12 protein-coding genes are annotated in these 11,014 nt (G+C 75.2%); 9 read left to right on the top strand and 3 right to left on the bottom strand.

The annotated features are described in order from the left end of the window. Positions 1–11 precede the first annotated feature (11 nt). Entirely contained in the window at positions 12–824 is an 813-nt protein-coding gene (locus tag IFT72_RS13960; RefSeq protein WP_056056078.1) for an HAD-IIA family hydrolase, read from the bottom strand. Between the two features lie 110 nt (positions 825–934). On the opposite strand from IFT72_RS13960, the gene IFT72_RS13955 reads away from it, so the two are divergent. The 6 genes from IFT72_RS13955 (at position 935) to IFT72_RS13935 (ending at position 4,951) form a co-directional block, all read left to right on the top strand. Continuing rightward, positions 935–1,180: an acyl carrier protein gene (locus IFT72_RS13955; RefSeq protein ID WP_056056082.1), complete on the top strand. Its 246-nt coding sequence runs from the start codon at positions 935–937 to the stop codon at positions 1,178–1,180. Further along, the gene (locus IFT72_RS13950; RefSeq protein WP_192046796.1) at positions 1,177–2,196 is read left to right on the top strand and encodes a beta-ketoacyl-ACP synthase 3; all 1,020 of its coding nucleotides are present in this window, start codon (positions 1,177–1,179) and stop codon (positions 2,194–2,196) included. The genes IFT72_RS13955 and IFT72_RS13950 overlap by 4 nt, the downstream gene beginning before the upstream one ends. A gap of 88 nt (positions 2,197–2,284) precedes the next feature. After that, positions 2,285–2,518, top strand: coding sequence for a phosphopantetheine-binding protein (locus tag IFT72_RS15715; RefSeq protein WP_185231048.1), 234 nt, complete (start codon positions 2,285–2,287; stop codon positions 2,516–2,518). Further along, complete coding sequence (locus tag IFT72_RS13945) at positions 2,515–3,264, top strand: SDR family NAD(P)-dependent oxidoreductase (RefSeq protein ID WP_056056087.1); 750 nt, start codon at positions 2,515–2,517, stop codon at positions 3,262–3,264. The genes IFT72_RS15715 and IFT72_RS13945 overlap by 4 nt, the downstream gene beginning before the upstream one ends. After that, a complete protein-coding gene (locus IFT72_RS13940) occupies positions 3,261–3,932 on the top strand; it encodes an acetyltransferase (protein WP_056056089.1) in 672 nt (223 codons plus the stop codon). The genes IFT72_RS13945 and IFT72_RS13940 overlap by 4 nt, the downstream gene beginning before the upstream one ends. Next, positions 3,929–4,951 (top strand): beta-ketoacyl-ACP synthase 3, encoded by a 1,023-nt coding sequence (locus IFT72_RS13935; protein WP_192046794.1) that lies wholly within the window; start codon positions 3,929–3,931, stop codon positions 4,949–4,951. The genes IFT72_RS13940 and IFT72_RS13935 overlap by 4 nt, the downstream gene beginning before the upstream one ends. Positions 4,952–5,028: 77 nt before the next feature. Here the strand turns inward: IFT72_RS13935 and IFT72_RS13930 are convergent, their stop codons facing one another. Beyond that, complete coding sequence (locus IFT72_RS13930) at positions 5,029–6,489, bottom strand: polysaccharide biosynthesis tyrosine autokinase (RefSeq protein ID WP_192046793.1); 1,461 nt, start codon at positions 6,487–6,489, stop codon at positions 5,029–5,031. Between the two features lie 60 nt (positions 6,490–6,549). Here IFT72_RS13930 and IFT72_RS13925 point away from each other — a divergent pair, with 60 nt between their 5' ends. Continuing rightward, entirely contained in the window at positions 6,550–7,881 is a 1,332-nt protein-coding gene (locus tag IFT72_RS13925) for a glycosyltransferase family 4 protein (protein ID WP_192046792.1), read from the top strand. A 24-nt stretch (positions 7,882–7,905) separates the two neighbouring features. On the opposite strand, the gene IFT72_RS13920 is transcribed toward IFT72_RS13925, so the two are convergent. Beyond that, complete coding sequence (locus tag IFT72_RS13920) at positions 7,906–9,654, bottom strand: nucleoside-diphosphate sugar epimerase/dehydratase (protein WP_192046791.1); 1,749 nt, start codon at positions 9,652–9,654, stop codon at positions 7,906–7,908. 206 nt (positions 9,655–9,860) lie between these two features. Here IFT72_RS13920 and IFT72_RS13915 point away from each other — a divergent pair, with 206 nt between their 5' ends. Continuing rightward, entirely contained in the window at positions 9,861–10,523 is a 663-nt protein-coding gene (locus tag IFT72_RS13915; protein WP_056056098.1) for an RNA methyltransferase, read from the top strand. 68 nt (positions 10,524–10,591) lie between these two features. Further along, the gene (locus IFT72_RS13910) at positions 10,592–11,008 is read left to right on the top strand and encodes a DUF3151 domain-containing protein (RefSeq protein WP_192046790.1); all 417 of its coding nucleotides are present in this window, start codon (positions 10,592–10,594) and stop codon (positions 11,006–11,008) included. Positions 11,009–11,014: the final 6 nt, after the last annotated feature.

Raw genomic sequence — 11,014 nt, 5'->3', positions numbered from 1 at the left:
GTCGACGGCGCCTAGAGCTCGGAGGGGACGACGTCGCTCTCGAGCGGCTCGGCCCGGACGAGCTCGTGCACGCCGCTGAGCACCTCGTTGGGCCGGAAGGGGTACCGGTCGATCTCGGCCTGGTCGCTGATGCCCGTCATGACGAGGATGGTGTGCAGCCCCGCCTCGATGCCGGCCATGATGTCGGTGTCCATCCGGTCGCCGATCATCGCGGTGTTCTCGCTGTGCGCCCCGATGCGGTTCATCGCCGACCGGAACATCATCGGGTTCGGCTTGCCCACCACGTAGGGCGTCTTGCCCGTCGCGGCCTGGATCATCGCGGCGATGGCGCCCGTGGCGGGCAGCACGCCCTCGGCGCTCGGCCCCGTCGCGTCCGGGTTCGTGACGATGAAGCGGGCCCCGGCCCGGATCAGCCGGACGGCCTTGGTGATGGCGTCGAAGGAGTAGTTGCGGGTCTCGCCGACCACGACGTAGTCGGGGGCCGTCTCGGTCATGATGAACCCGGCCTCGTGCATCGCGGTGGTCATGCCCGCCTCGCCGATCACGAAGGCGGAGCCGCCGGGCATCTGCGACCGGCAGAAGTCGGCCGTCGCGAGGGCCGAGGTCCAGATGCGCTCCTCGGGCACGTCGAGGCCGGAGGCGCGGAGGCGCGCGGCCAGGTCGCGCGGCGTGAAGATCGAGTTGTTGGTGAGGACGAGGTACGGCGTGCCCTCGTCCTGCCACTGCTGGATGAGGTCGGCCGCCCCCGGCAGGGCGTGGTTCTCGTGCACGAGCACGCCGTCCATGTCGGTCAGCCAGCACTCCACGTCGCTTCGATCAGCCATGGCGACACCTTACTGATGCCCGGTGGGCCCGTGCCCAGCGGCTCGGGGGCATCTAGGCACAGTGCCTCCAGGGGGCTACACTATGTTTCACATGTCACCGGAGGAGAACCATGCACACGTCCGACCTGCTCGACACCCTCGCCTCGGCGGCCCTCATCGACCGGGAGCGCGTCCGGCCCGGGGTCGCGCTCGCCGACCTCGGCTGGGACTCACTCACCGACGTGACCCTGATCGTCGAGCTCGAGGTCGGGCGCGGGCTCGTCGTCCAGCCTGCTGACCTCGCGGCCTGTCGGACGGTCGACGACGTCCTGGCGGTCGTCCGCGCCGCCGGCCCGACGGTCGACGGCGCCCCGTGACCGCACCCGTCCACGCCCAGCTGGCCGCCCTCTCGTCGTACCTCCCCGAGGCCGTGCTGACGGACGACGACCTCGCCGCCCAGCACCCCGGCTGGGACGTCGCGCGCGCTGCGGCGAGCACCGGCGTCCACGCCCGGCACGTCGCGGCCCCGGGGGAGTGGACGTCGCACCTCGCGGCGTCCGCCGTCCGGCGGCTGCTCGCCGAGCACGACCTCGACCCCGCGAGCGTCGACGCCCTGATCGTCTGCACCCAGAGCCCCGACCTCGTCCTGCCCGCCACGGCCTGCCTCGTCCAGGAGCGCGCGGGCCTCGGCTCCCACGTGGCGGCCCTCGACGTCTCCCTCGGCTGCTCGGGCTGGGTCTACGGGATCGCCCTCGCGCGGGGCCTCGTCGAGACGCGGCAGGCCGAGCGCGTGGTGCTCGTCACCGCCGACGCGCTGACGCGCCTCGTGAACCCGGGCGACCCGCAGCTCCGGGTGCTCTTCGGCGACGCGGCGACGGCCGCCCTCGTCACCGGGGGCGCCGAGGGCCCGCGGTTCCTCGGCGCCACCTTCGGCACGGACGGGCGGGGGGCCCGACACCTGCTCGCGGTCAACGGCGGCCTCGCGCCGGGGGAGGAGCGCGCGCCGGGGTCGTCGCCGGAGGCGCGGGGCCTGACGCCGTCGGGCCGGGACGTCTACATGGACGGCCCCGAGGTGTTCGCCTTCACCCTGCGCACGGTCCCGGGGGCCCTCGACACCTGCCTGCGGCGAGCCGGGCTGACCGTCGACGACGTCGACCTCTTCGTCTTCCACCAGGCCAACGCGGTGATGCTGGAGAGCCTCCGGCGTCGCATCGGCCTCCCCCCGGAGAAGTTCGTCGTCGACCTCGCCACGACGGGCAACACGGCCTCGTCGTCCGTGCCGCTCGCGCTGCAGGCCGCCGTCCGCGCCGGGCGCGCGGGGCCGGGCGACCGCGTCGCCCTCGTGGGCTTCGGCATCGGCTACTCGTGGGCCGCCGTCGTCGTCCAGCTCTGAGAGCTACCGGTCGGTCGACCCGCCTGCTAATGTATCAATTGCACATCAGCCATGTCCCCACGCGGGGCTCGACCCGAAGGGCCCTCCCGTGGAGACCTCCGACCTGCTCGCCCTCGTCCACGACCTCGTCGAGGCCGACGACAGCGCCACGGCGCTCTCGCTCGACGACGAGCTCGACGACCTCGGGTGGGACTCCCTCTCGAACGTCGAGTTCATCGCCCGGGTCGACGTCGCGCTCGGCGTCACGGTCGACGCGCAGCGCCTCGCCGACTGCACCACCATCCGCGACCTGCACGACCTCACCCTCCCGTCCGTCGCGTGACCGCGTCGCCCGCCCCGCTCGTCCTCGTCACCGGCGCCTCGTCGGGCATCGGGCGGGCCACCGCGCTCGACCTCGCCGCGAGGGGCCACCGGATCGCCGCCGCCGGCCGTGACGTCGACCGGCTCGCCGCCGTCCTGGCGGAGCTCCCGGGCGAGGGCCACGCCTCCTGGGTCGCCGACCTCGCCGAGCCCGACGCCTGCAGCAGCCTCGTCGACCGCGTGGTCACCGAGCAGGGGCCCCTGAGCGGGCTGGCACACTGCGCCGGAGTCCAGGCCGTCCAGCCCGTCCGCGCGTCGTCGGCCGAGCTGGTCGACCAGATGCTGACGATCAACGTGCGGTCGGCGCTGCAGCTGACGCGGGCCTTCCGTCGGCGGTCCTGCCGGGTCCAGGGCGCCTCCGTCGTCCTGGTCTCGTCGGTGCTCGGCCTCGTCGGCCAGCCCGGCGCAGCCGCGTACTCGGCCTCGAAGGGGGCCGTCGTCACGATGACCAAGTCGTTGGCGCTCGAGCTGGCGCGGGAGTCCATCAGGGTCAACTGCGTCTGCCCGGGCACCGTGGTGACGCCGATGATCGACCAGCTGCGGCGCGCCATCGGGCCGGAGGGGCTCCAGCGGGTCGTCGACGCCCACCCTCTCGGCCTGGGCCGCGCGGAGGACGTCGCGGCCGCCGTGCGCTTCCTGCTCTCCGACGACGCGAGGTGGATCACCGGCAGCTCGCTCGTCGTCGACGGCGGGTACACCGCGCGATGACCCCGTCACCGTCCGCCTCCGGCGCCGCCCGTCTCGTCCTCGTCGGGGCCGGGGGCGCCGGCCACGAGGTCGCCGCGATGATCTCGTCCGCGGTCGGCTGGCGTGACGCACGGGGCATCAGCGACGTGGTGTTCGTCGACGACGTCGCCCGCGGGCCGGGCGTCGTCTCGACCGTCGAGGCGCACGTGCCCCGGCCCGGCGACCTCGTCCTCTGCACCATCGCCGACCCGTCCGCCCGGCGCCGGGTGACGGGGGCGCTCGCGGAGAAGGGCGCCGTCTTCACGACCTTCGTGCACGAGACCGCCATCCTCCTGGCCGGGGCGGAGCTCAGCCACGGATCGGTGCTCTTCCCCCACGTGGTCGTGTCGACCTCGACCCGCATCGGCCGTCACGCCCTGCTCAACACCGGGGCCCTCGTCGGCCACCACGTCGTCGTCGGCGACCACGTCTCCGTCCACGGGTACGCCCAGCTGCTGGGCGCCGTGACGGTCGGCGACGGCGCGGTGGTGGGCAGCTCGGCCACCGTCCTGCCCCGGGCACGCGTCGGGGCCGGTGCGACGGTCGGGGCCGGGAGCGTCGTGCTCCGACGGGTCGCGCCCGGCGACACCGTCTTCGGCAACCCGGCGGTCGTGGTGACGCCCGCCGGCCGCGCGGCAGGGCGACCGTGACCGCGCCGAGGCGGTTCGCCGCCCTCCGAGCGGTGGCGGGGCACGTCCCCGACACCGTCGTCGACAACGCCCGGCTCGATGCTGAGCTGGCCCCGGTCAGCGTGGCGAAGATCGCGGCGAAGACCGGGATCGACAGCCGCCGCGTCGTCGCGCCCGGCGAGACGACCGCCGACCTCGCCGTGGCCGCCGCGGAGGCCCTCTTCCATGAGCAGGGGCTGGAGAGGGCGAGCATCGACTTCGTGCTGCTCTGCACCCAGACGCCCGACTACGCCATGCCGTCGACCTCGTGCCTCGTGCAGGACCGCCTGGGCCTGCGCACCGACGTCGGCGCGTTCGACCTCGGCATGGGCTGCTCGGGCTACGTCTACGGCCTCGGCGCCGCGTCCGCGCTCATCGACTCGGGGCAGGCCGACTCGGTCCTGCTGCTCACCGCCGACACCCTGAGCCGCTACGTGAACCCCTCCGACGCCCCGCTCCGCACGATCTTCGGCGACGGGGCCAGCGCGACCCTCGTCGCCGCGTCGGCCGGGTCGCCGACGTTCCGGGGCTTCAGCTACGGGACGGACGGCTCCGGCGCCCGGCACCTCATCGTGCCCACCGGCGGCCTCGCCGACGGCGATCGTCTGGCTCCTGCGGCGTCGCCGGGGGCGCGGGGCCTCGAGAGCAACGGCCACGACCTCTTCATGGACGGCGCCGAGGTCTTCGGCTTCGCGCTGCGGGCGGTGCCGCGAGCGATCGCGGAGACCCTCGCCCGCGCCGATCTCACCCTCGACGACATCGACGCCGTCGTGCTGCACCAGGCGAACGCCTTCATGCTCGAGACGCTGCGACGCAAGCTCGACCTCCCGACGGAGAAGTTCGTGGTGGAGATGAGCGACGTGGGCAACACGACGTCCTCGTCGATCCCCCTGGCCCTGGCGGCGGCCCTCCGGACGGGCCAGGTCCGCCCGGGCATGCGGCTCCTCCTGGTCGGCTTCGGCGTCGGTCTCTCCTGGGGGGCCGTGGTCGTCGACCTCTGACGCCCGCTGAGCCAGGAGGAGGATCGACGCCGCGCCCGGTTCGTCAGCGCGGATCGAGCACGAGTCGGGCCGGACCGTCAGGCACGGCGCTCGTCGTCGGCCCGGCGCGGTGCCGCGCGGCGACCGCGGGCGCGACGCTCGGAGCCCGTGGAGGCGGGGCTGGTCACCGGGGGCTCAGACGCCGCCGAGACCGGCGCGTAGGGGGCGCTGTAGGCACCTCCCCGGCCGACCGGGTGCATGGTGAGGACGACGCCGACCACCCGCGTTCCGATGCGGTGCAGGTGGGCGAGGGCCTCCTCCAGGCGGGCCCTCGGGGTGTGGCCGAGCGCGGCGACGACGAGGGCTCCGTCCGCGACGTGGCTCAGGACGGCGGCGTCCGTGACCGGCAGCAGCGGGGGTGCGTCGAAGAGGACGTAGTCGTAGGTCGCCCTCAGCTCGACCAGGAGCTCGCGCATGCGCGTCGAGCCGAGCAGCTCGCTCGCGTTCGGCGGCACCTGGCCCGCGGCGACGACGTCGAGGCCGTCGCGGCCCCAGGGCTGGGCCACGTCGCGGAGCCCCGCCCGGCCGATGAGGACGTCCGTCAGGCCCGCGGCGCCCTCCAGCCCCATCATCTCCGCGAGGCGTGGCCGGCGGAGGTCGGCGTCGACCAACGCCACCCGGGCGCCGGTCTCCGCCAGCGTCACGGCGAGGTTCGCGGTGGTCGTGGTCTTGCCCTCGCCGGGCAGCGCCGAGGTCACCACGACCACGCGGGCGTCGCTGCCCGCGTCGGCGAACTGCAGGCTCGTCCGGAGCGAGCGGTACGCCTCCGCCCGCGTGCCGCGGGGGTCGTGCTGCACGGTCAGCGGGCGGAGCTGGGCGTCGGGGTCGTGGAGCGTGGCCCCGAGGACGGTCTCGCCCGCCGCCTCGACGTCGTCGCCGGACCGCACCCGGGTGTCGAGCAGGTGCCGGGCGAGGGCGCCCAGGTAGCCGACGGCGGCGCCGAGGGCGAGGCCCAGGGGCAGGTCGCGGGAGGTGCGGGGCGAGACGGGCGCGCTGCTCGCGACCGCGGGCTCCAGCACCTCGAGGCCGACGAGGCTCGCCCCGCCGTCGGGCGAGGCCTCGAGGCTGCCCACCACGACGTCGCGGAAGCTCTCGCTGACCGCGTCGGTGATGAGGGCCGCGCGGGCGGGGTCGGTGTCGCGGACGCTGATGGTCAGGGCGACGCTGTTCGCGGCCACCGTCGCGGTGACGGCCTCGGCGAGCTCGCTCGTGCTCATCGGCAGGGCGAGCCGCAGCACGACCGGCTCGAGCACGCGCGAGCTGGTGACGACGTCGGTGTAGCTGCGGACCTTCTGCTGCGCGGCGGCGCTGCCCTGCCCGACCTCGATCGCGGTGCTCGTGCTCGTGCCGCGCACCGAGACGAAGAGCTGCGTGCTCGACTCGTACACCCGCGGGGAGGCGCCCGAGACGACGGCCGTGACCGCCAGCCCCAGCAGGGTCACGAGCGCGACGAGCCACCAGGAGCGGCGCAGGACGTGGAGGTGGTCGGACAGGGACATCGGCTCTCGCTCCGATCGGGTGCGGACTCTCGACGGCGAGCCGAGCAGTCGGTATTGTACATGTGCAACATCACAGGCGGGGGAGTGCCCACGACCTGCCGTCTCCGTCGGAAGGCCGTCGTGCGCGTCGTCTACCTCCACCAGTACTTCCTCACGCCTGCCCAGGCCGGCGGGGTGCGGTCGTTCCACGTCGCGACGGCCCTCGCGCGCCGCGGGCACGACGTCCACGTCGTGACGGCCACGCCGCCCGTCGACGCGGCCCCCGCGAGCGCGCACGGCGCTGACGCCGACGAGGTCCACGACGGCGTGACGGTCCACCGCGTCCCCGTCGACTACGCCGCCGCCATGGGCGACGGACGCCGCATCGTCGCGTTCGTCGCCTTCGCCCTGCGCTCCTCGCTGCTCGCCCGGTCGCTCCGCGGCGACGTGGTCGTCGCGACCAGCACCCCGCTGACGATCGCCGTGCCGGGCATCGCGGCGACCCTCCTCCGCCGGGCGCCGCTCGTCTTCGAGGTGCGTGACAGCTGGCCCGAGGTGCCCATCGCGATGGGGGCGCTGCGGCACCCCCTCCTGAGGGCGGCCGCGCGCCTCCTCGAACGCGCGGCCTACGCGTCGTCGTCGACCGTGGTCGCCCTCTCGCCCGGCATGGCCGACTCGGTCGTCCGCGCGGGTCACCCGCGCGACCGCACCGTGGTCGTGCCGAACATGAGCGACCTCGAGCGGTTCGACCCGGCCCGCGCCCGGCCGGAGGCCTTCACGGGCCGCCACCCGCGCCTCCTCGGGCGTCGCCTGGCCGTCTACTGCGGCACCTTCGGGCGGGCCAACGGGCTCGACCACCTGGTCGACGTCGCCGTGGAGCTCGACCGGCGGGGCCACGACCTGGTCGTCGTGCTGCTCGGGGCGGGGGCCGAGAAGGAGGCGGTGCGCGAGCGGGCGCGCCGGCTCGGGGTCCTCGACCGGTCGCTCGTCGTGCTCGACGCCGTGGCCAAGGCCGACCTGCCCGACGTCCTGGCGGCGTCGACCATCGCGCTCAGCTCGTTCGCCGACGTGCCGGCCCTGCGGGCGAACAGCGCGAACAAGTACTTCGACGCGCTCGCCGCGGCGCGGCCCGTCGCGGTCAACGTCGGCGGCTGGCAGGCGGAGGCGCTGGTCGAGACGGGCGCGGGCCTGCAGCTCGACCGTGACCCCGCCCGTGCGGCCCGTGCCCTCGCCGACTTCGTCGACGACGCCGCCGGGCTCCGGCAGGCCGGGCGGGCGGCCCGGCGGCTCGCGGAGGAGCGCTACGCGCAGCCCCTGCTCGTCGCCCGGCTCTGCGACGTCGTCGAGCGCGACGCGGCGACCGCGGCGACCCGTCCGCGTCGGGGCCGAGGCCGCTCAGCCCGCCGCGACTAGGCCGCCGCGACTAGGCCGTCCCGCTCAGGCCGTCGCGACGCGGCGCTCGCCCGCGGGGGGAGGACCGTTCGTCATCGACCGGACGTCGAGGTCGTCGGCGGCGAGGGGCGGCACCACGGTGTGCGAGATGAGCGGGTGGACCGGCCGCTCGTCGACCTCGCCGACGCCGGTGAGCTCCTCGTGGAGCTTCTCGCCCGGGCGCAGGCCGGTGAACACGACCTCGACGTCACGCCCCGACAGCGCGATCATCCGCTCGGCGACGTCGAGCACCCGCACGGGTTCTCCCATGTCGAGCACGAGGACCTCGCCGGGCCCGCCGATGGCCCCGGCCTGCAGCACGAGCTGGCACGCCTCGGGGATGGTCATGAAGAAGCGCGTCGCCTCGGGGTGCGTGACCGTGAGGGGTCGACCCGCCGCGATCAGGTCGCGGAACAGCGGCACCATGCTGCCGCGGCTGCCCAGGACGTTGCCGAACCGCACCGAGAGGTAGCGACGGCCGGTGGCCTCGGCGGCGTGCGCCGTGAGCCGTTCGGCCACGCGCTTCGAGCGGCCGAGCACGCTGGTGGGGTTCGCCGCCTTGTCGGTCGAGATGGTCACGAACGTCTCGACGTCGACGGCCTGCGCGGCCTCCAGCACGTGGAGCGTGCCCATCACGTTGGTCTGCCAGGCCTCGCCGGGGTACTGCTCGAGCAGCGGCAGGTGCTTGAGGGCTGCGGCGTGGAACACCACCTCGGGGCGACGGGCCCGGAAGACGGCTCCGAGCGCCACGGGGTCGCGGATGTCCGCGAGGACGACCTCGCGGGTGTCGAGCAGGCCGTGGCCGGCGAGGGACACCTGGACCGACTGCAGGGCGGTCTCGTCACGGTCGAGGAGGATGAGCTCCGCCGGGCCGAGCGCCGCCAGCTGGCGGCAGAGCTCGCTGCCGATCGAGCCGCCCGCGCCCGTGACGAGCACGCGACGGCCCCGGACGCTCGCGGCGACGGCCGCGACGTCGGTCTCGACCGGGCGTCGCCCGACGAGGTCCTCGAGCGAGACGTCACGGAGGTCGGTGACGCCCGACCTGCCCTCGAGGATCTCGTCGATGGTGGGGACGGTCAGCACGCGGAGGCCCGCCGACTCGCCGTGGTCGGTCAGCTCGCGGACCAGGGCGGCGTCGGCCCGGGCCATCGCGAGCACGAGGGTGCCGGCGCCCGTGCGGGCCGCGGCCTCGGCCAGCACCTCGCGCCCGCCGAGCACCTTCAGCCCCGCGATCCGCATGCCGTGCGTGGCCGGGTCGTCGTCGAGCAGCGCGACCGGGCGGTGGCGGCAGCTCGGGTCGGTGAGCATCCGCCGGACGACGTGCTCGCCCACGGAGCCCGCACCGAGCACGAGGGCCGGCGTCGGAGCGCCGCGGGGGCGGAGCCGCGCCTCGAGACGGCCCCGGAGGAGCGCCCGGGCCGAGCCCATCGCGAGGGCGGCGACGCCGAGCGCGACGAGGGGCAGGGCCGGCGGCCAGTCGATCCACGGGCCGAGCCGGGAGGGCGAGACCAGGGGCAGGAGCGAGACCGCGGCCGCGGCCACCGCGGCGCAGGCGACGAGGCCGCGGGCCTCCGCGGCGCTGCCGGCGACCCACCGGGGGCGGTAGAGGCCCCAGGCCGTGCCCACGGCGAGCTGTGCGACGGCGGCTGCGCCGGCGCAGGCGGCGACGTGCGGTGCGGTGCCCGGCCCGACGAGGTCGACGAGCAGCGCCACGGTCGCGACGGCCACGAGCCAGGCCGCCGCGTCGGCCGCCACCAGCGCTCCGCGGACGGCGGCGGCGCTGCCCGGCCAGCCGTGACGCGGAGGGGGAGAGGGGTCGAGGTCGGTCTCGCTGATGGGGCACCTCTGCGGGTCGGGCCGGCGCTCGTCGATCGGCTCGAGCAGGGTAACATTCCACGTGTCACACGTGCAATGACCGATCGGTCTGCGGGCCACGGCACCGGCCGACGTACCCTGGGGTCGTGCCCGTCGACGACCCGCGTCCCTCCCCGCTCCCGGACGACCCCGACGAGCCCCGTCTCGCCCACGGCGTCGGCCCGTGGCCCGGGGGCGAGGCCGCCTGGCCCGACGACCCCCGCTACGACCGCGAGCTCCTCCGTGACGGCGACTCCCGCAACGTCGTCGACCGGTACCGCTGGTGGAGCATGGAAGCGATCGTCGCCGACCTCGACGAGCACCGGCACCCCTTCCACGTCGCCGTCGAGAACTGGCAGCACGACATGAACATCGGCTCCATCGTGCGCAGCGCGAACGCCTTCGCGGCCGACACCGTGCACATCGTCGGTCGCCGCCGCTGGAACAAGCGCGGCGCGATGGTGACCGACCGCTACCAGCACGTCGTCCACCACCCCGACGTCGAGACGTTCGTGGCCTGGGCGCGCGACCACCGCCTCCCCGTGCTCGGCGTCGACAACGTCGAGGGGTCGGTGCCCGTCGAGACGTTCGACCTGCCCGAGCGCTGCGTGCTGCTCTTCGGCCAGGAGGGCCCGGGCCTCAGCGAGGAGGCGGTGGCCGCCTCGGAGGCGCTGCTCGCGATCTCGCAGTTCGGCTCGACCCGCAGCCTGAACGCGAGCGCGGCGGCGGCCGTGGTGATGCACGCCTGGGTGCGGCAGCACCGCTTCTGACCCGCGCCGCGGCGGGCCGGGGGGAGTCGCGGGCCGGGTCGTCCGGGAGCACGGGCTACCGTGGGGGCATGCCCTCCCAGAACCTCCTCGGCGTGCCCGAGACGCTGCTGCCCGCCGAGCCCGACGTGCTCGCCGACCTCGACACCCTCGAGCTGGCCGAGGTCGTCGTGGCCCACCCGACGTCGTCGCTGGCCTGGGCGCTGCTCAGCGACGAGGCCGCCGCGCGCGGCGCCGATCTCGAGGCCTACGCCTACGCCCGCGTCGGCTATCACCGCGGTCTCGACTCGCTGCGCCGGGCGGGCTGGCGGGGCCAGGGGCCCGTGCCGTGGTCGCACGAGCCCAACCGCGGCGTGCTGCGCTCGCTCTGGGCCCTCCGCCGCGGCGCCGCCGCCATCGGCGAGGCCGACGAGGTCGAGCGCCTGACGACCTTCCTCGACGACGCCGACCCGGCCGCCGCTCCGGCGCTGGAGGCCGAGCGCGCCTGAGGCCCG

Origin of the sequence: Frigoribacterium sp. CFBP 8754 (genome assembly GCF_014841815.1) — a bacterium.
Classification (GTDB): Bacteria; Actinomycetota; Actinomycetes; order Actinomycetales; family Microbacteriaceae; genus Frigoribacterium; species Frigoribacterium endophyticum.
Note: the sequence above shows the minus strand (reverse complement) of the source record. Positions and strands in the feature narration are given on the sequence as shown.